Source organism: Ensifer adhaerens, from assembly GCF_002007205.1.
GTDB classification, from domain to species: domain Bacteria; phylum Pseudomonadota; class Alphaproteobacteria; order Rhizobiales; family Rhizobiaceae; genus Ensifer; species Ensifer adhaerens_D.
Genome location: NZ_LAZS01000005.1, coordinates 1610463 through 1633935, shown reverse-complemented (window position 1 = coordinate 1633935; position 23473 = coordinate 1610463). Strand labels below are relative to the sequence as shown.

At 63.0% G+C, this 23473-nt stretch carries 22 protein-coding genes and 1 pseudogene; 10 read left to right on the top strand and 13 right to left on the bottom strand.

The window, feature by feature from the left end:
• Positions 1 to 6: 6 nt before the first annotated feature.
• Positions 7 to 1173, bottom strand: coding sequence for a serine hydrolase domain-containing protein (locus XB14_RS11880; protein ID WP_210190018.1), 1167 nt, complete (start codon positions 1171 to 1173; stop codon positions 7 to 9).
• Between the two features lie 102 nt (positions 1174 to 1275).
• On the opposite strand from XB14_RS11880, the gene XB14_RS11875 reads away from it, so the two are divergent.
• On the top strand, positions 1276 to 1926 hold the full coding sequence (locus XB14_RS11875) for a TetR/AcrR family transcriptional regulator (protein ID WP_210190011.1): 651 nt from the start codon (positions 1276 to 1278) through the stop codon (positions 1924 to 1926).
• A 22-nt stretch (positions 1927 to 1948) separates the two neighbouring features.
• Here the strand turns inward: XB14_RS11875 and groL are convergent, their stop codons facing one another.
• From groL to XB14_RS11850, 5 genes are all read right to left on the bottom strand, one after another.
• On the bottom strand, positions 1949 to 3574 hold the full coding sequence (gene groL / locus XB14_RS11870) for a chaperonin GroEL (protein ID WP_077961720.1): 1626 nt from the start codon (positions 3572 to 3574) through the stop codon (positions 1949 to 1951).
• A 99-nt stretch (positions 3575 to 3673) separates the two neighbouring features.
• Positions 3674 to 3907 (bottom strand): hypothetical protein, encoded by a 234-nt coding sequence (locus XB14_RS11865; RefSeq protein WP_077961719.1) that lies wholly within the window; start codon positions 3905 to 3907, stop codon positions 3674 to 3676.
• 129 nt (positions 3908 to 4036) lie between these two features.
• Complete coding sequence (locus tag XB14_RS11860; protein WP_077961718.1) at positions 4037 to 5044, bottom strand: lysophospholipid acyltransferase family protein; 1008 nt, start codon at positions 5042 to 5044, stop codon at positions 4037 to 4039.
• A gap of 1 nt (position 5045) precedes the next feature.
• Positions 5046 to 6461: a cytochrome P450 gene (locus XB14_RS11855; RefSeq protein WP_077961717.1), complete on the bottom strand. Its 1416-nt coding sequence runs from the start codon at positions 6459 to 6461 to the stop codon at positions 5046 to 5048.
• Between the two features lie 438 nt (positions 6462 to 6899).
• A complete protein-coding gene (locus XB14_RS11850; RefSeq protein WP_077961716.1) occupies positions 6900 to 8099 on the bottom strand; it encodes a hypothetical protein in 1200 nt (399 codons plus the stop codon).
• Positions 8100 to 8545: 446 nt separating this feature from the next.
• On the opposite strand from XB14_RS11850, the gene parC reads away from it, so the two are divergent.
• Both parC and XB14_RS11840 read left to right on the top strand, forming a co-directional pair.
• Positions 8546 to 10822, top strand: a complete 2277-nt coding sequence (gene parC / locus XB14_RS11845) for a DNA topoisomerase IV subunit A (RefSeq protein WP_077961715.1) — start codon at positions 8546 to 8548, stop codon at positions 10820 to 10822.
• A 164-nt stretch (positions 10823 to 10986) separates the two neighbouring features.
• Positions 10987 to 11289: pseudogene (locus tag XB14_RS11840) on the top strand (transcriptional regulator); the annotation flags it as partial.
• Between the two features lie 126 nt (positions 11290 to 11415).
• Here the strand turns inward: XB14_RS11840 and XB14_RS11835 are convergent.
• The 4 genes from XB14_RS11835 to hemB all read right to left on the bottom strand — a co-directional run bounded on the left by XB14_RS11835 (position 11416) and on the right by hemB (position 14865).
• On the bottom strand, positions 11416 to 12312 hold the full coding sequence (locus XB14_RS11835) for a DMT family transporter (RefSeq protein ID WP_077961713.1): 897 nt from the start codon (positions 12310 to 12312) through the stop codon (positions 11416 to 11418).
• Positions 12313 to 12315: 3 nt separating this feature from the next.
• On the bottom strand, positions 12316 to 13104 hold the full coding sequence (locus XB14_RS11830; RefSeq protein ID WP_077961712.1) for an arginyltransferase: 789 nt from the start codon (positions 13102 to 13104) through the stop codon (positions 12316 to 12318).
• Positions 13105 to 13294: 190 nt separating this feature from the next.
• On the bottom strand, positions 13295 to 13759 hold the full coding sequence (locus XB14_RS11825) for an RDD family protein (protein ID WP_077961711.1): 465 nt from the start codon (positions 13757 to 13759) through the stop codon (positions 13295 to 13297).
• Positions 13760 to 13848: 89 nt separating this feature from the next.
• Complete coding sequence (gene hemB, locus XB14_RS11820; RefSeq protein ID WP_077961710.1) at positions 13849 to 14865, bottom strand: porphobilinogen synthase; 1017 nt, start codon at positions 14863 to 14865, stop codon at positions 13849 to 13851.
• A 183-nt stretch (positions 14866 to 15048) separates the two neighbouring features.
• Between hemB and XB14_RS11810 the strand changes: the two genes are divergently transcribed.
• The 7 genes from XB14_RS11810 to XB14_RS11780 all read left to right on the top strand — a co-directional run bounded on the left by XB14_RS11810 (position 15049) and on the right by XB14_RS11780 (position 21661).
• Positions 15049 to 15486 carry a DUF6163 family protein gene (locus tag XB14_RS11810; RefSeq protein ID WP_077961708.1) on the top strand — a complete coding sequence of 146 codons (438 nt, stop codon included), beginning with the start codon at positions 15049 to 15051 and terminating at the stop codon, positions 15484 to 15486.
• A gap of 130 nt (positions 15487 to 15616) precedes the next feature.
• Positions 15617 to 16129, top strand: a complete 513-nt coding sequence (ldtR, locus tag XB14_RS11805; protein ID WP_077961707.1) for a transcriptional regulator LdtR — start codon at positions 15617 to 15619, stop codon at positions 16127 to 16129.
• A gap of 493 nt (positions 16130 to 16622) precedes the next feature.
• On the top strand, positions 16623 to 17948 hold the full coding sequence (locus XB14_RS11800; protein ID WP_077961706.1) for a L,D-transpeptidase family protein: 1326 nt from the start codon (positions 16623 to 16625) through the stop codon (positions 17946 to 17948).
• A gap of 184 nt (positions 17949 to 18132) precedes the next feature.
• On the top strand, positions 18133 to 19428 hold the full coding sequence (gene glyA, locus XB14_RS11795) for a serine hydroxymethyltransferase (protein WP_077961705.1): 1296 nt from the start codon (positions 18133 to 18135) through the stop codon (positions 19426 to 19428).
• 10 nt (positions 19429 to 19438) lie between these two features.
• The gene (nrdR, locus tag XB14_RS11790; protein WP_077961704.1) at positions 19439 to 19912 is read left to right on the top strand and encodes a transcriptional regulator NrdR; all 474 of its coding nucleotides are present in this window, start codon (positions 19439 to 19441) and stop codon (positions 19910 to 19912) included.
• 19 nt (positions 19913 to 19931) lie between these two features.
• Entirely contained in the window at positions 19932 to 21041 is a 1110-nt protein-coding gene (gene ribD / locus XB14_RS11785) for a bifunctional diaminohydroxyphosphoribosylaminopyrimidine deaminase/5-amino-6-(5-phosphoribosylamino)uracil reductase RibD (RefSeq protein ID WP_077961703.1), read from the top strand.
• The gene (locus XB14_RS11780; protein WP_077961702.1) at positions 21041 to 21661 is read left to right on the top strand and encodes a riboflavin synthase; all 621 of its coding nucleotides are present in this window, start codon (positions 21041 to 21043) and stop codon (positions 21659 to 21661) included. The genes ribD and XB14_RS11780 overlap by 1 nt, the downstream gene beginning before the upstream one ends.
• A 74-nt stretch (positions 21662 to 21735) precedes the next feature.
• Here XB14_RS11780 and XB14_RS11775 read toward each other — a convergent pair whose 3' ends face one another.
• The 3 genes from XB14_RS11775 to XB14_RS11765 all read right to left on the bottom strand — a co-directional run bounded on the left by XB14_RS11775 (position 21736) and on the right by XB14_RS11765 (position 23470).
• Positions 21736 to 22086 (bottom strand): hypothetical protein, encoded by a 351-nt coding sequence (locus tag XB14_RS11775; protein WP_077961701.1) that lies wholly within the window; start codon positions 22084 to 22086, stop codon positions 21736 to 21738.
• Positions 22087 to 22368: 282 nt separating this feature from the next.
• Positions 22369 to 22944, bottom strand: a complete 576-nt coding sequence (locus tag XB14_RS11770; protein ID WP_077961700.1) for a GNAT family N-acetyltransferase — start codon at positions 22942 to 22944, stop codon at positions 22369 to 22371.
• Positions 22945 to 22969: 25 nt separating this feature from the next.
• Entirely contained in the window at positions 22970 to 23470 is a 501-nt protein-coding gene (locus XB14_RS11765; protein ID WP_034803747.1) for a cupin domain-containing protein, read from the bottom strand.
• Positions 23471 to 23473: the final 3 nt, after the last annotated feature.

Sequence of the window (23473 nt, the reverse complement as noted above, 5' to 3'; positions counted from 1 at the left end):
GACGTCTCAGTGCCTGCCATAGACGGCGTCGCGAACATCGCGCGTGAACTGGCCCCACATGCCCTCGAAGGTCGTGTTCGTCATGGCGACGACGGTGAGCTTCTGGGCGGGGTCGACGAACCAGATGTGGCCGTAGGCGCCGCCCCATTGGATCGTGCCCTGCGATTGCGGCGTGGCGCCGGCCTTGGGATCGACGAGCACAGCCCAGCCATAACCGAAGCCCCAGCCTGGCCCCTGGGTTTGCGCCTCGGCTCCCGTCTGGTCCTGCATCATCGTCTTCACCGTCTCTTCCGACAGGATCGGGCCTCCGCCCTTGCGGATGGTTTCGAGGAAGGTCAGTACGTCCTTCGCCGTGCCCGCCATGCCGGCGCCGCCGGAGGGGAATTGCTTGGCATCGAGGATCCGGTCCGGCGAGAACGTCAGCTCGCCTTCGCCGATCGGCACCGCGACGCTTTTCTCCATGCGCTTGGGCTCTGGCGAACCGTCGAAATAGGCGGCCGTCAGCCTGTCCGATGGCTTTGTCGAGAAGCCTGCGTCAGCGAGGGACAAGGGGGAGATGACCAGTTCGTCGACCGCCCTGTCGAGCGACTTGCCGGTTGCCTTCTCGATGACACCGCCAAGCACGTCGATAGCCAGCGAATAGCGAAAGGTCTTGCCCGGTTCTGATACGAGCGGAACGCCGGCGATGCGCTTCAGGTTCTCGTCGAGCGTAATGTTCGTGAGATCGAGACCGTCGGAGATCCCGGCCTTGGCATAGGCGCCTCCGGGCGGTTGGAAGAAGCCGTATTCGAGCCCCGCCGTATGGTTCAGCAGGTGCCGCACCAGGATCGTCGCCGGCTTGCCGTCGAAGGTCGGCTTGAAGTCCGGAAGCCATTTGCTGACCGGATCGTCCAGCGTGATCCGCCCGTCTTCGACAAGGCGCATGGCCGCCGCCGTCACGAACGGTTTGGTGACGGACGCAAAGCGGAAGATGTCGTCCTGCTTCATCGCGCGACCGGCCTCCCGGTCGGCGAGCCCGGCGGCACGGGCATAGACGACTTCGCCGTCGCGGGCGACGAGGATCACCGTGCCGACGATGCGCTTGTCGGCGATCGCACGATCGATCACCGGGTCGAGCCGTGCGCTCAGTGGTGCGTTCTGGTTGTCGGCCAATGCAGGCGAGGCGAGCAGCATGGCAAGCAGTGCTGCACCTTTCAGGTGGAGACTCATCGGGCAAATCCCTCTATAATCACAATGACCATTCCTGAATACGTCAGGATCCGAGAGAATTCTAGAGTGACCATTGTGGAAAATAATGAGTCTTTAGTCTCGCCTTCGCGCCGCCGCGGGCGGCCGCGTGCTTTCGATCGCGAAGTGGCTCTGGCCGCCGCCGGAGAAACCTTCTGGCGGCTCGGCTACGAGGGCGCATCGATCGCCGATCTCACCGCCGCCATGGGCATCACGCCGCAAAGCCTCTACGCCGCGTTCGCCTCGAAGGCAGATCTCTACCGCGAGGCGCTCGAACAGTATCGCCGCGAGGAGGGGGCAGCGGCCGGCCGCAACCTTGCCGGTGAAGGCCACGTGGTCGAGGTGATCGGCAGGATGCTGCGCGCCTCCGCCCACGAGTTTACACGCCCCGGCCGACCGAAGGGCTGCATGATCTCGACTGCGGTCCTGACCTGCGCCGTCGAGAATCAGGCGATTGCAAGCCACGTATCCGCCCTGCGCAGCGAGACGCTGGCGTTGCTCGCGGATCGCTTCAGGCAGGCCATGGTCGACGGAGAGCTGCGCGGCGATACGGACGTGGCCGGGCTTGCGCGCTTTGTCGGCGCCATCCTTCAGGGCATGACGGTACAGGCGCAGGACGGCGCCAGCGAGGCGGAACTCCTGCCGATCGCCGAACTCGCCATCGCCGAGGTCGCGCGCCACCGGCAACCGTCTGCCTAGGCGAGCCGGTTGCCTGCGCCCGTCAGAAATCCATGCCTGGACCGGATTGCGGCGTGGGGCCGTCCTTCTTCTGCTTTTCGGCGACCATGGCTTCGGTCGTCACAAGCAGGCCGGCGACGGACGCTGCATCCTGCAGCGCTGCCCGCACGACTTTCGCCGGGTCGATGACGCCCATGCGGTAGAGATCGCCGTACTCACCGGTCTGCGCGTTCCAGCCGTGGGCGAAGTCGCTCATTTCCCGAAGTTTCCCGACGATGACCGAGCCTTCGGCGCCGGCATTTTCGGCGATCTGTCGTGCGGGCGCCTCCAGCGCCCGCCGCACGATCTCGACGCCGACGCGTTGATCGTCGTTGTCCGGCTTGAGCCCATCGAGCGCATGAACGATCCTCAGCAGCGCAACGCCGCCGCCGGGCAGGATGCCTTCCTCCACTGCGGCCCGCGTCGCATGCAGTGCATCGTCGACCCGGTCCTTCTTTTCCTTAACTTCCACTTCCGTCGAGCCGCCGACCCGGATCACCGCGACGCCGCCGGCAAGCTTGGCCAGCCGCTCCTGCAGCTTCTCGCGATCATAGTCGGAGGTCGTTTCCTCGATCTGCGCCCGGATCTGGCTGACGCGTCCGGCGATATCCGCCTTCGCGCCGGCGCCATCGACGATCGTCGTGTCTTCCTTTTCGACCATCACCCGCTTGGCGCGACCGAGCGAATCGAGCGTCACATTCTCAAGCTTGATGCCGAGGTCCTCGGAAATGACCGATCCGCCCGTCAGGATGGCGATGTCCTCAAGCATAGCCTTGCGCCGGTCGCCGAAGCCCGGCGCCTTGACGGCGGCGATCTTCAGCCCGCCACGCAGCTTGTTGACGACCAGCGTGGCGAGCGCTTCCCCCTCCACATCCTCGGCGATGATCAGCAACGGCCGGCTCGCCTGGATCACCGCTTCGAGTATCGGGATCATCGCCTGCAGGTTGGAAAGCTTTTTTTCGTGAATGAGGATATAGGGGTCCTCGAACTCGACCCGCATCTTCTCCTGGTCGGTGACGAAATAGGGGGAGAGGTAGCCGCGGTCGAACTGCATGCCCTCGACGATCTCCAGTTCGATCTCGGCGGTCTTGGCCTCCTCGACGGTGATGACGCCTTCGTTGCCGACACGCTCCATCGCCTTTGCCAGATAGTTCCCGATTTCCGCGTCGCCGTTCGCCGAGATCGTGCCGACCTGCGCGATCTCCTCGTTGTTGGAAATCTTGCGCGCATGGGTCTTCAGTTTCGCGACGATCGCCTCGACGGCGAGATCGATGCCGCGCTTCAGATCCATCGGGTTCATGCCCGAGGCGATCGCCTTGATGCCTTCCTTGACGATGGCCTGTGCAAGCACGGTGGCCGTCGTCGTACCGTCGCCTGCCACGTCGCTCGTGCGCGACGCGACCTCCCTCAGCATCTGCGCGCCCATGTTTTCGAACTTGTCGTCGAGTTCGATCTCCTTGGCGACCGATACGCCGTCCTTGGTGATGCGCGGCGCGCCGAAGGCGCGCTCAATGACGACGTTGCGTCCCTTAGGGCCGAGCGTGACCTTGACCGCATCGGCGAGAATGTCGACGCCGCGCAGCAACCGATCGCGGGCATCGCTACTGAACCTGACTTCCTTGGCAGCCATCATTGATCTCCCTCAACACGAACCTATGGCCTCACGCGCCTGCCGCCCGGCAGGCGGGCGGCTTGCAATCGGTCGTCCCCGGCAAGCAGCCGTCTTCGACTACAGTTCGAAGTTCCGCTCTTCTTCGTTGTCCGGGGTCAGGATGTCGATCAGCGCCGCAACGCGGCCGGCCGGCAGATGGCGGCCTTCTCCGATCAGCGCCTCATCGTTGTTGACCCAGGCGATCGCCTCTGCAAGCTCGCCGGCCGTCGCGCCGGTCGCAAGCAGTTCCGCCATCAGCGTCTCATCGACCGGGCCAAGAATGGCTGTAATGTCCGCGTGCTTCAGTCCCATGGGCTCCTCCTTCCCTTTTATCGGTCAGGAACAGGGATTTCGGTCCTAGCGGAGATAAATAGGCCAGACCCGGCCGGCATCAAGCGCAGATCGCAAACCGCATTTACGCGCGCAAATGCGCAAGCAAGCTCACTGCGGCCGAAGCGCATTGTCGAGGAAATACCATTGGTCGAGATGGGCGCGGACGATCGGCTCGATCGCGTCGTTCAGCAAAAGCATGTCGTCCAGCAGCCGGGCATTCGGACGCGCGTCCACAGGCAGTCTTATCGGTGGCAGGGCCATGCATTCGAAGCGGAAGCCGTCGGTGCGAAGGCCGTACCACGGGCAGATCGTGGCTCCGGTCATGCGCGCCAGGCGAACGGCGATCGCAATGTTGCCTTCCTGATGCGGCCTGCGGCCGAAGAACGGACCGCGGATCATGCCGCCAAAACCTTCGTCGCAGAAGATGCTGACGACGCCGCCGTTCTTGAGAACCTTCAGCGCCGGTCGGATCCCTTCCATGCCCGGAGGCAGAAACCGCAAGCCGGCCTTGCTGCGCACCCGCTCGGCGATCCACGCCTTGGCCCGGCCCTTGGGCGGCACGTAAAACGCATGTGGCTCAAGGCCGAGCTTGCGGAACGCGATCGTGCCCACTTCCCAGTTGCCGAGATGCAGGCCGACGAGAATGACCGGGCCATGGTTCGCGGCCTCGCGGATGGCCGCCAGCCCGTCGGTCTTCAGCCGCTCCGGCCGGCGCTGCAATCTGTTGACGACGGAGAATTCCGTCATCAGCCGTCCCTGCGCCCGACAATTTTCGAGAAACAGTGCTTCCCGCTGCGCGGCGTCGAGATTCGGTCGCAACTGTTCGATGGTTTCGCGCGCGCGCCGCGTCGCCACCTTGTGGAAGCGCGGGACCATGAACAGGCCAAGCGCTGCACCGAGCCGGGAGCAGGCGTCCATCGGCAGCAGTTTCATGCCGAAATGGGCGGCGATGTTGGCGATGTTTTGGATGTTGTCGGCGATCCAATAGCGCCGGAAGGCCCGTGCCCGCTCGCCGCCCGCCAGCGCATCGGCGAGCCGGGGGGCGCTATCTTCGGCAAAGATCCAGGCCCTGCGCTTGCCGATCGGTTGGGCCGAGCGCGGTTCGTCCGGCACCATGTCAGGCGGCCTCCCGCCTGTGCAGGGTGACCGGCAGCCCCCCTTTGGGCCTCAACGTCAGGCGGCAGATCGGCTCCACCGCATGGCTCTGGCGCAGGCGAACACGGTAGCGCTGGGCGATGATCGCCAGGCACAGGATCGCTTCGGTCAGGCCGAAATGCAGGCCGGGGCAAACGCGCGGCCCGCTGGCAAAGGGAATGAAGCTGTAGGGCGTCGGGCGCCGTCCCTCGGTAAACCGCTCCGGATGGAAATGGTGCGGATCTTCGAACAGGCTCGCGGTCCGGTGCAGGAGCCAGGGCACCATCAGCACGAGCGAGCCCGGCTCGGCGGCAACGTCGCCGATCATGTCCGCCTCGCGGGTCTGCCGCGCAAGGATCGGGACCGGCGGATAAAGGCGAAGCGTCTCCTCGATCACGGCCCGGCACCATTCCAGTTGCGGCACGTCGGCAATCGTCGGCGTCCGCTCGCCGCAGACCCTGGCGATCTCGTCGTGCACGGCCTTCTCGACCCAGCCAGCCTTCGAAAGCAGATACCAGGTCCAGGTCAGCGTCGCCGCCGTCGTCTCGTGACCGGCCATGAAGATGGTCGCGGCCTCGTTGCGCAGGGCGACGAGATCGAGCTTCAGTTCCGGGTTTCGTTGCTGACGGCGAATGAGCAGCTCGACCATCGAGTTGTGGTCGCCGCGCCCGGCAAGGTGATCCTCCACCACCTTGTCGATGGTTCGGTGGATGCGCTTGACCGAGCGGCGCAGGCTCGGGGTGCGAAACACCGGCAGTCCGTCGTCAAAGCCGAGGAAGTAGCCGATGTTGATGGAATCGACCAGCGACTGGTAGCTGGTGAACCCCTCAGTCACGGCCGCCGCGCTGTCGTCGCCGAGCTGGTTGCCGAAGACGCTGCGCGCGATGATCTCGGCGGTCAGCCCCGCCATTTCGTGCAGTGCGTTGACCTCCGCCCCGTCGGGCATGCGGTTCCAGCGCTCGACCAGTTCCCTGGTCGTGTTTTCCATGACGGGCCCGAAGGAGGGGACGCGCTTGGCGTGGACGATGTCTGCCACCAGCGGCCGGCGTTGCTTCCAGGTGTCGCCGTCGGAAATGAACAGCCCGTCGCCGAGCAGGAATTCGAGTGCCCGGCGCATCTGCGGGCTCTTGCGCTCGAAGTTCTCATGGCGCTTGACGACGACCTGCCGGATCATGTCGGGCGAGTTGACGACGATGATCTGCCGCCCGAGAATTCGGGTCTGCGAAACCTTTTCGGTATAGTCGCTGGACCGCCAGATCGACAGGAAATCCGTCCGCGCCTGGAGCAGCAGTCGCAGCGGCTTATCCGGGCCCGTATAATAGTCGGCTCGGACAGGAGCGAACTTCCCCTCCAGCAATTCTTCCCTGAAATTTACAGACTGCTGGAGCCAGGCGAGCATTTACGTCCGATCTGCCGTAACGTGAAGATTATATTCAGGCGGGTACTTAGGCGAAGCTCGAGACTTCCTCGCCGAGGCTTGGATAGACTCAAGGACGTTGGAAGTCGGATTCTGAGGCTGCGTGTGGCATGCACGATTTCGATGAAAAACGCCATCGCCTTACGGTGAAATTTCCGGGTGCAAGGAATAGCGGCCCGAATGTAAAAGCCTTTCAATCCATGCGTGCTTCGCCGAGAAGTACCGCGTAGCCGATCGCGCGGGCGCAAGCAAAACCATCATTCTTCTGTCAAGATCCGATGGGCGGGAAGCGCAGATTTGCCGGAGCGTTCGATGAGGCTTCCCGCGGGGCGCAGCCATAAAAATTGCGCGCCCGTTTGGCGCGCAAAGCATGCAGCATCGCTCCCGGGATTGGTCAAAACCGGGAGCAAGCCGCAAGGATCAGTCGTTGGCCGTGACCTTGACACCGAGCACCGACGGGATGGTGTTCGGCGCGCCCATGGCGGCACCCATGATCATCGGGAACGGAACCGGCTTTTCCGGTGCCGCGCTGATCGTCAGGCTCTTCGGGCCGTCGAGATAGGTGTTGACTGCGGCCGACACCTGGTTCTGCAGTTCCGGCACGTTGAGCTGCGCCAACATGATCGGCACCAGGCCCTTCAGCGACTGCGCCATCTGCTCGCCGGAGACACCCTGTTGCGAGCCGGCATAGTCGAGCGCTTTCTTGGTGATCGAGGCGTCGTCGAAGCGGATTTCGGCGCTGTTGAAGGTCAACTGCTGCATCAGGCCCATCATGGCGAGGCCCATGGCCTGGTTGGCCTCTTCCTTGTTCGGATTGGCTTCGGCCGCCTTCATTGCTTCCTGCATCGATTTGACGAAGGCGAGCGTGTAGCCGGAGATGTCGAGCGCGAAGTTCAGCCGGCCGACATTCTTGAAGTCGAGGGCATATTCTTCGAGTGCCACATTGCCGCTTTCGACTTCCCAGCTGCCCTTCATCGTCAGGGCGCCGTCGATCGTGGTTAGGCCGAGCTTTTCGATCGCTTCCTTGGTCTTGGCGTCCTCGACGCTCGACAGGTCCGCCTTGATGCCGGAAGCGGTCGCGTCGAAGTCGAAGCCGGCGTCATTCTCCTGGCGCGCGAGGTTGGCTTCGGTGCTTTCGAGCGAGAACACGTCCTTGCCCTTGGAGCTGACCGCGATCGGGCCGGTGCTGGCGCTTTCATAAAGAAGGATATCGTTGATCGTTCCGCCGGTCGCATTGGCAGGGATCGTCAGGCCGGAGAGCAGGATGTCCTTGACCGAAATGCTTCCCTCGTCCTGGCTGACATTGACGTCGGGGAAGGAAACGGTCTCGGCGTAGTAGCCGCCGCCTTCGGTCTCTTCGACGCCTTCGAAGGTCAGGTCCCCGATTTTCAGGTCCACAGCTTCGCCCGGCTGGCTTGCGACCTTGAGCTTGACGCCGGTCACCGTCACCTTGTCGCCGTCGACGTCGGCCTTGTCATAGGTGATCGAGGTGCCGTTCGCGTTCGTCGCTGCGTCGAGCTTCTTCATCAGATCGGCGCCATCGAGCGCGAAGGCCGGGCCGGTCAGCGTGAGGAGCGCGGCGCTCGCCATCATCAGGCGGATCTTGCGCGTGTGCTTCATTTCGAGTTCCTTCGTGAAAATCTCTGATTGTGTAGCTGTTTAAGAAGATAGGGCGTCGCTAATCTGGTTTTCCTTGGCAGTGGGCGTCAATTGGGCGCGTGGCAGAAACCGTCTTTGTCGGCGGCTCGCTGCCGCCATTTTCCGTCTGCCAATGCGCGTCCTGCGATCCCCCTTGCAAATCGTCCAAATCAACTCCAGCCGAAGCTATTACGAAACAGGGCGAAATTATATTCGCTTGGGCGAACCGCACATGTTCGTGCTCGGGCATGCTTTCCGGGACGTTACCTGTCGGTCGCCTCCGACGCATAGCGGCGCGACCGTTGCACGAACATTGCGCCGGGGCAAGCGGATCGGTGTGCGGGCCGGTTTTCGAGGCGAGGGGGTTCTCCACAAGCGCAGGCCCTGAAAACCTTGATGTTCCGGGTTTGTTGCGCTAGCAAGGGTCTATGGGACAAAGCCTCAATCCCCCGTCAGGCGGGGACGATCACATTCAGCCGGTTGACCTCAAGGCGGCGCTGGAAGAGCGCTATCTCGCCTATGCCTTGTCGACCATCATGCACCGCGCGTTGCCGGACGTTCGCGACGGACTGAAGCCCGTGCATCGGCGCATCGTGCACGCGATGAGCGAGATGGGGCTGAGGCCCACGTCGTCGTTCAAGAAATGCGCGCGTATCGTCGGCGACGTCATGGGTAAATTCCACCCGCACGGCGACGCCTCGATCTATGACGCGCTGGTGCGCCTGTCGCAGGAATTTGCGATCCGTTACCCGCTGGTCGACGGCCAGGGCAACTTCGGCAACATCGACGGCGATAACGCCGCGGCGATGCGCTACACCGAAGCGAAGATGACCGACGTCTGCTCGCTGCTTCTCGAAGGCATCGACCAGGACGCAGTGGACTTCCGTCCCACCTACAACGAGGAAGACCAGGAGCCGACCGTGCTTCCGGGCGCCTTCCCGAACCTGCTGGCAAACGGCGCGACCGGCATCGCCGTCGGCATGGCGACCTCGATTCCGCCGCACAACGCGCATGAACTCTGCGACGCGGCGCTGCATCTCATCCGTCATCCCGAGGCGACCGTCGAGGACCTGCTCTACGATCCGGCCAATCCGCAGAAGGGCGGGATCGAAGGACCCGACTTCCCGACCGGTGGCGTGATCGTCGAGAGCCGGGAAAGCATGGCCGAGTCCTACCGCACCGGCCGTGGCGGTTTCCGCGTCCGCGCCCGCTGGGCGCAGGAGGAACTTGGGCGCGGCGGTTACCAGATCGTCGTCACCGAAATCCCCTATCAGGTGCAGAAGTCGCGCCTGATCGAAAAGATCGCCGAGCTCCTGGTCGCCCGCAAGCTGCCTTTGCTCGAAGACATCCGCGACGAATCGGCTGAAGACATCCGCATCGTTCTCGTGCCGAAGAGCCGTTCGGTCGATGCCGGCATCCTGATGGAATCGCTGTTCAAGCTGACCGAGCTCGAAAGCCGCATCCCGCTCAACATGAACGTTCTGTCGCTCGGACGCGTGCCGCGGGTCATGGCGCTCAACGAGGTGCTGACGGAATGGCTGGCGCATCGCCGCGAGGTGCTGCAGCGTCGTTCGCGTCATCGCCTGGCAGCGATCGACCGGCGGCTCGAAATCCTCGGCGGCTATCTCGTCGCCTATCTCAACATCGACGAAGTCATTCGCATCATCCGCGAAGAGGACGAGCCGAAGACGGTGATGATGGAGCGCTTTTCGCTCACCGATCTTCAGGCCGAGTCGATCCTCAACATGCGCCTGCGCTCCTTGCGCAAGCTCGAGGAATTCGAGATCCGCACCGAGTTCGATGCGCTCTCGAAGGAAAAAGCCGAGATCGAGGCGTTGCTCGCCTCCGACGAGAAGCAATGGCAGACCGTCGCCTGGGAAATCGGCGAGGTCAAAAAGAAGTTTGCCAAGGTGACCGACATCGGCAAGCGCCGCAGCACCTTTGCCGATGCCCCGGAAGCCGACGTGGAAGCCATCCAGCAGGCGATGATCGAGAAGGAACCGATCACCGTCGTCATCTCGGAAAAGGGCTGGATCCGTGCGCTGAAGGGCCACATCTCCGATACGTCGTCGCTCCAGTTCAAGGAGGGTGATGCGCTGAAGGTGGCGTTCCCGGCGCAGACGACCGACAAGATCCTTGTCTTTACGACCGGCGGCAAGGTCTACACGCTCGGCGGCGACAAGCTGCCCGGCGGCCGCGGCCACGGCGAGCCGCTGCGCATCATCGTCGACATGGAGAACGACCAGGACGTCCTGACGGCGTTCGTCCATGATCCGGCGCGCAAGCTGATCGTCTCGTCGGCGGCCGGCAATGGTTTCGTCGTGACCGAAAGCGATATCGTCGCCAACACCCGCAAGGGCAAGCAGGTGATGAACGTTTCCATGCCGGACGAAACCAAGCTCGTCGTGCCGGTCAAGGGCGATCACGTGGCCGTCGTTGGCGAAAACCGCAAGATGGTTGTGTTCCCGCTCGTCCAGATCCCGGAGATGGCGCGCGGCAAGGGCGTGCGGCTGCAGCGCTACAAGGATGGCGGTATCTCCGACATTCGCTGCTTCACGCTCGCAGAAGGGCTCGTCTGGGAAGACAGCGCTGGCCGCGTCTTTACCAAGACCAAGGACGAACTGATCGAATGGCAGGGCGACCGCGCCTCTGCCGGCCGCGTCGTTCCGAAGGGTTTCCCGCGCAGCGGGAAGTTCAGCGGCTGATTGAAGAAAAGGGAGCCATTCGGCCTGCCGGCCGCATGGCTCCTGTTCCGTTTTAAGGCAGTCTGCCGCAACCTCTTAAGTCATTGGAAATCCAAACGAGACACAGGCGCAACTGGCGCTTGTACGCCGGGAGGCTATAGTGGATCACTGCGCATCCAACAGGGATGACAGCGATGCCGAATGCCAATGCCCTTGATGACGTCCTGCTGGCGCTTGCCCACCCGGTCCGCCGCCGCGTCTTCGAGATCCTTTTTGCCGGAGAAGCGCGCGTTGCCGACATTGCCGTGGCCGTCGCGGTACCCGGCGAGGAGCTGGAGACGCATATCGCGCTTCTGGAGGCTGCCGGCCTCGTCACCCGCCTCAGGCGGCGTGACGGCGACGCGTTGAGCGGCAATCCGGCGCCATTGAGCGTGGCTGCGACCTGGATCAACACCAACCGCGAACTCTGGGTCATGCGCGTGGAGATGCCCGGCGTCCGCCCGGCTTCGCTGGGTCAGCCGAAGGAACCGCTGCCGGTGCGCGATCGCAACATCGAGCAGAAACCGCGTCGTCCGCGGCCGAGCGGCCAGCGCGACGACAAATCGTGATGAGCGCTATTCGGCGCAGGCAACGGCCGCTCTCAGCGACCGACTGCGCATCTGCCAGAGCGAATGGCCGATGAGCGCGAAGACCAGGATCGAGCCGCCGATCAGCGTCTGCGTCGTCGGCGTCTCGGCAAAGACCATCCAGACCCAGATCGGCGCGAGGATCGTCTCGAGCAGATAGAACATGCCCACTTCCGGCGCTGAGAGATAGCGCGGCCCTGTTGCAAGGCAGAAGAAGGCGAGCGGGATCATCACGAGACCGTTGAACAGGATGTAGCCGGGGGCCGCGATCGTAAAGCCACCGACCGGCAGCATCAGAAGGGCAACGGCCGCCGGAAAGATCGCGGTCACCAGCGGCACCAGCGCCATGTCGCGCCTGCTCGCACGGCTGATCGTGATCGCGCTTGCGAGCAGAAAAGCGGAAGATGCCGCCATGGCGTCGCCAAAGAGGTGGCCGCTTTCCAGCCCGTCCTGGACGATCAGCCCGACGCCGAGCACCATTACCAGCATGGTCGCGAGCGTCGCGTTCGATGGTCGCTCCTTCAGGAAGATCCAGGAGAGGATGGCGGCAAACATCGAGGTGAAGGCGAGGATGAAGACCACGTTCGCCGTCGACGTATTGAAGACGGCGAGCAGGAAGGTGCAGGAATTGATCCCATAGAAAATGCCGACCAAAAGGCCGGTCTTGCCGGGCAGCAGCGAGATCTTCCGGCCAAGCACGCGGTTGAGCACGAACCATGCGCCAAGCGCGACGACGAAGGTCGACAGGCTGCGCACGGCGAGCAGCGACCACACGTCGCCGCCGGCGGACCGGATGAGCGGGATGTCGAAGGAAAGGGCAAGGCCGCCGAGGCCGGTGATGGCAAGGCCGCGCCGGTGCATCGCGGCATCGGAAGATGAACTCAAGATCTAACCCGTTTTCGTAGGAGCGGCTTCCAGGGTGGTGTCTCCGCCTTCATAGCGTTCCCAGCCACGGGCCATGAGGTGTTCTTGCGGCAGAAACTTTGTCTTGTACCCCATCTTGCGCGAGCCCTTGACCCAGTAGCCGAGATAGACGTGGGGAAGGCCGCGTTCCCGGGCGCGACGAATGTGATCGAGAATCATGAAGGTGCCGAGCGAGCGATCTTCCCGCGCAGGATCGAAGAAGGAGTAGACCATCGAGAGCCCGTCGCCCATGCGATCGGTCAACGCCGCGGCGATCAACGGCCCGCGCGCCTTCTCGCTGATGCCGTCACCTTCGACCCTGAGGCGATATTCGATGATCTTGGTGTGCACATGCGTGTCCTCGACCATCATCGCGTAATCGAGCACCGACATGTCCGACATGCCGCCTTTCTGGTGCCGTCGGTCGAGGTATCGGCGGAAGAGATTGTACTGCTCGCTTGACGGCTCGGCCGGATATTCCGCCGAGATCACATCGTCATTGGTTGCAAGCACCCGGCGCATGGAACGCGTGGGCTTGAACTCGTTGGCGAGGATGCGCACGGAGATGCAGGCGCGGCAGGTTTCGCAGGCCGGGCGGTAGGCGATGTTCTGCGAGCGGCGGAAGCCGCCCTGGGTCAGGAGATCGTTGAGCTCGGGCGCGCGCTCGCCCACCATGTGGGTGAAGACTTTCCGCTCCATCTCGTTCGGCAGATAAGGGCAGGCTGCCGGCGCAGTCAGGTAAAATTGCGGAGACGGTGCGGTCTGTGTGTTCATCGAGTGCGGAGGTCACGCTTCGCGCTGTGGTTCATGACATTAGCATGGCGGAAGAATGGAAAACGTCAACTCACTCGTTTGCCGCTTCCGCCCGCGCATGCCCGATATTTTAGTAGTGACCACAATAGGTGGCGCCGGTAAGGCGGAAAACACCGCCTCGCGCAAGTAAGCTTCGTTGGCTGCGCCGGTTTCAATACATGTCGCGGCGGACCGTGACGGTGCCGATCAGCAGATCGTGCAGCAGGCGGCTGCGGTCGGTGAAGAGACCGATCAGCAGGATCAGCGGTGTCAGAAGCGCGTTGGCGATCCAGAAGATCACGAGGTGAACCACTGCCGTCAGGAAGTCCATCGGACGTCCATCGGTACGGGCAATCGCCAGGCCCATCATGCGCATGCCGGGGGAGGCCTGTTCGCGGCCGCCGACCGTCAGGCCGAAATAGAGCATGGCGACGATCGCAAAGAGCGCCGGGTAGAGCATGAAGCCGAGGCCGAGCGTCAGGATGCCGAGGAAAAAAACGACGACCGCCGCGGGGATCCAGAGCAGCGCGATGATCGCGTAGTCGAGCAGAAAGGCGAAGATGCGCCGCGACAGCACGCCCTGATAGGCGCGCCAGTCATTGCTCGGCAGCCTCAGTTCTTCGTTGTGCATGCTCATCGGTCAAAAGCCTCGTTTGGTTGCAGGAAGGATATGGGATGGCATTCCCTGCAAAACAAGGATCGTCGCCGGCTTCAAGCGGTTGTGTCTCAGCGGCCCTTGGCGAGGATACGGGCCACTTCGACGGCGAAGTAGCTGAGGATGCCGTCGCAGCCGGCGCGCTTGAAGGCGAGCAGCGTTTCGAGCATCACCTTCTCGCCGTCGATCCAGCCATTGGCGGCAGCGGCCTTCACCTGCGAATACTCACCCGAAACCTGGTAGGCAAAGACCGGAAGGCCGAAGGCCTCTTTCATCCGCCAGCAGATATCGAGGTAGGGGAGGCCCGGTTTCACCATGAGCATGTCGGCGCCTTCCTCGACGTCGAGTGCGGCGTCGCGGATCGCCTCGGTGCCGTTGGCCGGGTCGATGTAATAGGTCTTCTTGTCGCCCTTGAGCAGGCCGCCGGTGCCGATCGCCTCGCGATAGGGGCCGTAGAAGCCGGAGGCGAACTTCGTTGCGTAGGACATGATGCCGACATTCTGGTGGCCGCTAGCGTCGAGCGCCTGGCGGATGGCGCCGATGCGGCCGTCCATCATGTCGGAGGGGGCGATGATGTCGGATCCGGCGTCGGCCTGGGCGACGGCTGCCTTTGCGATCGTCTCGACGGTTTCGTCGTTGACGATCTCGCCGTTGCGCAGGATGCCGTCATGGCCGTGGCTGGTGAAGGGATCGAGCGCGACGTCGGTGATGATACCGATTTCCGGCACGGCCTTCTTGAAGGCGCGAGTCGCCTGGTTGATCAGGTTGTCGGCAGCAAGGCTGTTGGAGCCGGTCTCGTCTCGCAGCGACAGGTCGATGTTGGGGAAGGTGGCAATGGCCGGGATGCCGAGATCGGCCGCTTCCCTGACTGCTTCGACCGCCTTGTCGATGCTCATGCGGTTGACGCCGGGCATCGCATCGATCGGCTGGACGATATTGTTGCCCGGCACGATGAAGATCGGCCAGATCAGATCGTCGACGGTCAGGCGGTTCTCCTGCACCAGCCGGCGCGTCCAGTCGGCCTTGCGGTTGCGGCGCATGCGGCGGTGGCCCGTAACCCTGTCCACAAGATTTGTCCTGTCGTTCATAGCGCCGCGCCTTTCCCGTGAAAATCGTCGATGGCCAAGCGCTTTATCATGGGGCGGCGGCCATTGGGAACCGCGTGCCCGGAAAAGGAGCTGCGGCATTTCTTCTCTTCAATAACGACGATGGGGGAGGGGAGGCCGTGATGCCGCTGGCGGATAGGAAAGACCCGCCCTATCTTGCCCGCCATGCTTCATGATTCTGCCCATGTGCCGAAACCGTCGCTGACCGAGATCCTGTTCGGTCTCTTCCTACGTCTGGTCTCCGCCTCATGCATCTGGTTCGCGCTGAACTACTGGGCCATGCTGATCGGCTTTTCCCATGGCGGCGCCGGGCGCTTCGATCTCCTGTCGCCTGAATGGCGGGCGGCCGCAACGGCACTGGCCGTCATCTATCCGGTTGCCGCCCTTGGCCTGTGGCTGCTCGTTTCCTGGGGGCCGGTCGTCTGGGTGGTTGCGGCAGCCATAGAGATCGCCATGTACGAGTTCTATCCGGCCAGCTTCGGCACCCGTCCGCTGCTGGTCGTGCTGCATGCCGCGGTCGCCGTCACCTTCGTTCTCTTCCGCGCGGCGATCTTCTATCAGCGCTGGCGGCTGGCCAGGCAGGTAAGGGTTGATTCACCCTGAGACAGGGTCGCCAAATGGCAAGCTCTTGTTAAGGCTGCGGTTTAAGTAGAATTTTAGACGTATTCGATAGGGTCTCACTCAAGGCGGGAAGACAAACAGACACCGCCAAACAAAACAGTGAGGCAGTCAAATGAACACCAAGATGAAGCCGCAGGTCGCTGCGTCCCGAGACCCCCAGGAAGAAACCATCCGCGGTCTCTATATGGAATCCCTCCACCTCGTCGAGCGTCTGCACCGCCGTCTGCTCGACGTCATCAAGGACGAGTTCGACCGCGAAGGTCGCAGCGACGTCAACGCCGTCCAGGCCCTGTTGCTCTTCAACATCGGCAACTCGGAACTGACCGCCGGCGAGCTTCGCTCCCGCGGCTACTACCTCGGCTCGAACGTTTCCTACAACGTCAAGAAGCTCGTCGACCTCGGTCTGATCAACCACCAGCGCTCCCGCGTCGACCGTCGCTCGGTCCGCATCAGCCTGACGGAAGACGGTCAGGAAATCGCCGAAACCGTCGCCAAGCTCTACGAGCGCCACATCGGCTCGATCCAGAAGGTCGGCGGCATCGGTTCGGACGAGTTCACCCAGATGAACAAGCTCCTGCAGCGCCTCGATCGCTTCTGGAACGACTCGATCATGTACCGCCTCTGATCAAGGCAAAACCTCCAGTTCAAGGGTCGGGCGCAATCCCTGCGTGTCCGACCTTTGCCATTTGCGACCTCTTGTTCTGTTGCCGAAAGGCTTCACTGCGGATGCGCGCCATTCCCGATCCAGCGCGATTTTCCAGACGAAAAATATTAGTAAATCAAAATGTTGGCCTTCGCGGGTCGCCTGCCGCCTCGTCGCCTGCGGCGAAAAGCAAAAGGCATGCCATCTTCCTGCGGGGCCTGGCCGAGACACGAATTGGCCATATTGCTGTGACAGCGACGACGACATGCGGTAGGTGCGGCCACGTGTGCTGTAAGGCGTGGATTCGTTTTTGTTTCGCCTGCCGAATGAGGGCCCTTGCTTCGCGATATCGTGAAATCATGTGAGGGCAGGGTGGCTCGTCGGTTGACCTTTGTTAACCACGATCGTGTTAGGGCTGCGGCAACGTACGTGTCAGCGCATAGGGCGCGTACCGACGCATTGGGATGGTAGGAATATGTCGAAAAAGAATGGAATTGATGCATTCTCGCGCCGCGCCTTTCTGCGCTCGGCCGCAACCTTCGGCGCCGTGGCAGTCGCCGGCGCAGCAAGTGCGCAGGACGCCCTGAACGAGATCATCAATTCGCCGCGTCGTGGCTCGTGGGACGATCAGTACGATGCGAAGGCCTCGCGCACCGCAACGGCCGTCGTCTCCAACACCCCGGTCTTCGGGACCGAGACGATTGCCCACGTGCAGCAGGCGATCTTCGACTACCAGAACATCGTTTCGCAGGGCGGCTGGCCGCTGGTTCAGACCAGCGCCAAGCTCGAACTCGGCGTCACCGATCCTTCGGTGCAGCAACTGCGCCAGCGCCTGATGGTTTCCGGCGACCTGCCGCGCTCCGCCGGCGTCTCCTCGTCGTTCGACAGCTACGTCGAAGGTGCGGTCAAGCGCTTCCAGGCGCGCCACGGCCTGCCGGCAGACGGCGTCATCGGCGAGTACACGCTGAAGGCGATCAATGTCGATGCCAACACCCGTCTCGGCCAGCTCCAGACCAACCTGGTTCGCCTGCAGTCGATGTCGGGCGACCTCGGCCGTCGCTACGTCATGGTCAACATTCCGGCCGCCTATATCGAGGCCGTCGAAAATGGCCGCGTCGCGCTGCGCCACACGGCGATCGTCGGCAAGATCGACCGCCAGTCGCCGATCCTCAACTCGAAGATCTACGAGGTCATCCTCAACCCCTACTGGACCGCGCCGCGCTCGATCATTCAGAAGGACATCATGCCGCTGATGCGCAAGGATCCGACCTATCTGGCGCGCAACTCGATCCGCCTGTTCGACGGCAGCGGCGGCGAAGTGTCGCCAGAAACGGTCGACTGGAACGCCGAGAAGGCGCCGAACCTGATGTTCCGCCAGGACCCGGGCAAGATCAACGCGATGTCCTCGACGAAGATCAACTTCCACAACGAGCATCAGGTCTACATGCACGATACGCCGCAGCAGGGCCTGTTCAACAAGCTGATGCGCTTCGAATCGTCCGGTTGCGTGCGCGTGCAGAACGTGCGTGACCTCTCGACCTGGCTCCTGAAGGAAACCCCCGGCTGGTCGCGCCAGCAGATCGAGGCGACGATCAAGACCGGTGTCAACACGCCGATCACGCTCGCCGAGGAAGTACCCGTGTACTTTACCTATATCTCCGCCTGGTCCGCCAAGGATGGCGTGGTGCAGTTCCGCGACGATATCTATCAGCGCGACGGTGCCACCGAACTGGCGCTTCAGACCCCCTATGGCGTCGAGCAGTCGCCCGGCTCGGTCGACCAGGACGCGTTGCCGCAATAAGCGAATTTGCGACACGGAATGCTTCGAGCCGCGTTTCCCTTGGGAGCGCGGCTTTTTCATGGGCTGAGCCCCGCGATATTTCGGCGCGGCAGATGGGGGAAATGACGCAAACCGCACAGCGGATATTGCTCTCGCCGTGCGAGGAAGCTAAAGAACTGCCACCCTTGAGAGGAGCCTCGCGCCAATGCCTGAACAGACCAATGACGCCTTCTTCACCCGCTCTCTGGCCGATAGCGATCCGGACATCTTTGGTGCGATCGAGAAGGAGCTGGGTCGTCAGCGCCACGAGATCGAGCTGATCGCCTCGGAAAACATCGTTTCGCGCGCCGTGCTCGAAGCCCAGGGCTCGATCATGACCAACAAATATGCCGAGGGCTACCCGGGCAAGCGCTACTACGGCGGCTGCCAGTTCGTCGACATCGCCGAGGAACTGGCGATCGAGCGCGCCAAGAAGCTCTTCGGCGTCAACTTCGCCAACGTTCAGCCGAACTCCGGTTCGCAGATGAACCAGGCGGTGTTCCTGGCGCTGCTGCAGCCGGGCGACACGTTCATGGGCCTCGACCTCAACTCGGGCGGTCACCTGACGCACGGTTCGCCGGTCAACATGTCCGGCAAGTGGTTCAACGTCGTTTCCTACGGAGTGCGTGAAGACGATCACCTGCTCGACATGGACAACGTCGCCGAGCAGGCGCGCAAGCACAAGCCGAAGCTCATCATCGCCGGCGGCACCGCTTACTCGCGCATCTGGGACTGGAAGCGCTTCCGCGAGATCGCTGACGAAGTCGGCGCCTGGCTGATGGTCGACATGGCCCACATCGCCGGCCTCGTTGCCGGTGGCCAGCATCCGTCGCCGTTCCCGCATTGCCACGTTGCCACGACCACGACGCACAAGTCGCTTCGCGGCCCGCGCGGCGGCATGGTTCTCACCAACGACGAAGATATCGCCAAGAAGATCAACTCGGCCGTCTTCCCGGGTCTCCAGGGCGGCCCGCTGATGCACGTCATCGCCGCCAAGGCGGTTGCACTTGGCGAAGCGCTGCACCCGTCCTTCAAGGACTATGCTGCCCAGATCGTCAAGAACGCCCGCACGCTCGCCGAGACGCTCAAGGCCAACGGCCTCGACATCGTCTCGGGCGGTACCGACAACCACCTGATGCTGGTCGACCTGCGCAAGAAGAACGCAACCGGCAAGCGCGCTGAAGCCGCCCTTGGCCGCGCCTTCATCACCTGCAACAAGAACGGCATTCCGTTCGATCCTGAAAAGCCCTTCGTCACCTCGGGCGTCCGCCTCGGCACCCCGGCCGGCACGACCCGCGGCTTCAAGGAAGCCGAGTTCAAGGAAATCGGCGAGCTGATCGTCGAGGTACTGGATGGTCTGAAGGTTGCCAACTCCGACGAGGGCAATGCCGCCGTCGAAGCGAGCGTTCGCGAAAAGGTCGTCAAGCTGACCGACCGCTTCCCGATGTACGGCTACATGTGATCGGTCGCCCATGCGCTGCCCCTATTGCGGTTCTGAAGACAGCCAGGTGAAGGACAGCCGTCCGGCAGAGGACGGGAATGCCATTCGCCGTCGCCGGATTTGTCCGGATTGCGGAGGTCGTTTCACGACCTTCGAACGGGTGCAGTTGCGTGAGCTTATGATCATCAAGAAGACCGGTCGGAAGGTTCCTTTCGACCGGGACAAGCTTTTGCGTTCGTTCGAGATCGCACTGAGAAAGCGCCCGGTCGATCGCGACCGCATCGAGCGGGCGGTTTCGGGCATCGTCCGGCGCCTGGAAAGCTCCGGCGAGACCGAGATCCCTTCGGAAGAGATCGGCCTGCAGGTGCTCGAAGCGCTGAAGGGCCTCGATGACGTGGCGTTCGTACGCTACGCCTCGGTCTATCGCGATTTCTCTCACGCCGAGGATTTCGAGAAGGTCATCACCGAGATCAGCGCGAAGATCGCGCGCGATCCGGGCGAATAGCCGGGGGCCAGACAGAGCCATGGCAGGACCCACCCGCGAGGACGAGAGGTTCATGGCCGCGGCGCTGAGGCTCGCCCGCCATCATCTCGGCCAGACATCCACCAACCCTTCCGTTGCCTGCCTGATCGTCAAGGATGGCGTGATCGTCGGCCGGGCCGTGACCGCGCGCAGCGGCCGCCCGCATGCAGAAACCCAGGCGCTCGCCGAGGCCGGCGAGAAGGCGAGGGGTGCCACCGCCTACGTGACGCTGGAACCCTGCTCGCATCACGGCAAGACTCCGCCTTGCGCCGACGCCCTTGTCGCGTCCGGCGTTGCCCGCGTGGTGATTTCGATCCTCGATCCGGACGAGCGCGTTGCCGGGCGTGGGGTTGTGCGCCTGCGGGACGCCGGCATCACCGTCGATATCGGCGTCCTCGCCGAAGAGGGACAGCACGCGCTCGAGGCCTACCTCATGCGCCAGGTCAGCAAGCGACCCTATGTGACTCTCAAGCTTGCCGTTTCGGTCGACGGCAAGATCGGCCGCAAGGGCGAAGGACAGGTGCGCATCACTGGCCCGATTTCGCGCGGCCAGGTGCAGATGCTGCGAGCAGACACCGATGCGATCCTGGTCGGGATCGGTACGGCGACCGCCGACGACCCGGAGCTGACGGTGCGGTTGCCGGGGCTTGAGCACCGCTCGCCGCTGCGCATCGTTCTCGACCGCCGGCTCGACTTGCCGCCTTCCTCCAAGCTGGTGTTAACGGCGCGGGAGGTCCCCGTTATCGTGGTCGCCAGCGACGGTTCCGGCGATGCGGATGCGGACGTCGATGACGGCCGAGCAGCACGCAAGGCGGCCCTGGAGGCCGCCGGTGTCGAGGTGCTCGAAGCCGGCTCGATCGCCGACCTTCTTGCGGCACTCGCTTCCCGCGGTATCTCCTCGCTGATGGTCGAAGGCGGTGCTGTGGCTGCACGGGCCTTTCTCGATGCTGATCTGGTCGACCGTATCCAGCTCTACACCGGACCGGGGACCATTGGCGAAAACGGCATTGCATCCCCATTTGACCGTAAATCCGTGCCGGCAGGCTTCCGGCGCGTCGCTGAGGCACGGTATGGCGACGATCTGTTCGAGGAATACGAAAGAGAGAACTGATGTTCACAGGCATTGTTACCGATATCGGCACCGTCGATGCCGTCACCCCGCTGAAAGAAGGCATCAAGCTGCGTGTCGCCACGAGCTACGACCCGAAGACGATCGACATGGGCGCCTCCATTGCCCATTCCGGCGTGTGCCTGACGGTGACGGCCCTGCCTGAAGCCGGCAGCAACGAGCGCTGGTTCGAGGTCGAAGCCTGGGAAGAGGCGTTGCGGCTGACGACGATCGCCGGTTGGGCGAAAGGCACGCGCATCAATCTCGAACGGTCCTTGAAGATCGGTGACGAGCTCGGCGGCCATCTGGTCTCCGGCCATGTCGACGACAAGGCAGAGATCATATCGGTGGAACCCGAAGGCGATGCCGTGCGCTTTCGCCTGCGGGCGCCCGAGCATCTGGCGAAGTTCGTGGCGCCGAAGGGATCCGTCGCACTGGACGGCACGTCGCTCACGGTCAACAAGGTGGACGGCGCCGAATTCGACGTGCTTTTGATCCGCCATTCGCTGGAGGTTACGACCTGGGGCGAGCGCAAGGCCGGCGATTTCGTCAACTTCGAGGTCGATACCATGGCCCGCTACGCGGCGCGCCTCGCAGAATTCCCGGCGCCGAAGCCGGCGTAAGCGTTCTTTTCCGATGCCCGAATGCAAACCGCCCCCGTTCGGGGGCGGCTCGTGTTTTAAGAGGTGCTGAACATTCAGCGCAGGTAGAAGGTCAGGCTGCCGTCAGCCGCCTGTTCGGCGCCGGCGATATTGTTCATTTCGACGTTCTGGGCCTTCAGCTTGGCCGCCAGCGGCTTGTTGGCGTTTACTGCAGCGTGCAGCGACGAAAGCTGTTGCGGCGTCGCTTCGTCGATCCACATGCGCGTCTGGCTCGATTCCTTGAGCGTATCCACATCAACGACCGTGAAGTGATCGCCCTTGAAGTCGCGAACGGTGTGGTCGATTTCGGCCGGCCAGTTCATGGCCGCGCTCGCAGCGTAGGAGACACCGCCGAAGGAGAGGGCGGAGAGAGCAGCGATGACGGAAAGCTTGGCTATGCGGTTCATGGTCATGCTCCTTTGTTTGCCTGCAAACGGGGCGCAAGCCGGCCGGTTACGCGACGCGGAACCTTGCGGGTTTCCGGACCGTTGAGATCGCCCCTTTGCGGCGGCCAGCAGGGTTCGTTTGCGGGCGTGCTCACCCGCAAGCAAAGGCGCTGGACTGTTTCGACTGATTGGTCGGCGTTTGCTCCCTTCTTGGGGAGGGCGCGTCGTGCCAACGACTAGGAAACTGGGCCGGAATGTGGCCCTTTCCAAGGCATTGGCATCGGGAAAACAATTAAAAATTGTTCATGTTTCGGCGTGCGCGCGCGGCCTTCGATCGCTCGTCGGGGCTGCCGCTTTCTGGTGGCGCTCGAACATGATCACGTGGTTGCCGTGATAGGTCGTTCGCCAGAATTCCTTGAAGCCCTGCTTCTCCGCGACCCGGATCGAAGCGCGGTTTCCGACGTCGATGATGCAGGTCTTGCGCAGCTTCGGAAACTGGTGATCGGCCCATTTGAGCGCCGCACTGACGGCTTCCGTCGCCAGCCCCTTGCCGTGCGCTTTCGGTGACAATGCCCATCCGGTTTCCATCGTCCCTTCGAGCGAAGGCGTGATGGCGCGGTGCACGTCGTGGAAGCCGGCCTCGCCGAGAAAGCCCCCGGTCTCCCGGTCCTGAATGGCAAAGAAGCCGAAGCCGAAATAGTGCCACATGCCGACCTGGCGCAGGAAACGCGTCCAGGACTGTTCGCGGGTAAACGGCACCCCGCCGACATAGCGGATCACCTCGGTATCGCCGAACAGCGCGGAATAGGCTGGGAAATCGTCACGGCGGTAGGGGCGCAGGATGAGGCGGTCGGTCTCGATAATGGGAACGCTATGCATATTCCGATCCTAAGCTGTGATGAAATCAGGCGCCGGGCTCGCCGTCCCAGTAGTCGACATCGCTTTCCGGACGGCCGGTGAAAAGGAAGCGTCTTTGGCCATCGGAACCGCGCGTCCTGGCAAGGAATTTGCCGGAGTCCGGATACTCGCAGATCTCCGTGGCCGCCTTGGTCGAGATGGAAAGGTACTTGAGCGGCACCGAGCCGGTGTTGATCAGGTGGTGGGCCGTTTCCGGTCCACCCGCAGGGGCGCCCAGGATGTCGCCGGGGCCGACCGGATATCGCTCGCTGCCGAAGCGGTATGTGCCTTCGCCTTCGATGATGATGAAAAGCTCTTCTTCGACGTGGTGATTGTGGAACGGGCAGCCGGACTTGCCCGGCGGTACTTCGCCGTAGCCGATGCCGAGATCCTTGAGGCCGAGTAGCGCGCCGAAGGCTGCGTCACGGGATTCGAAAAAGGTGCCTTGCGTCCAGTGGTCGAGTTCTAAATTTTTGGGATTAACGATCGGCTTTTTCGTATCGGTCACATG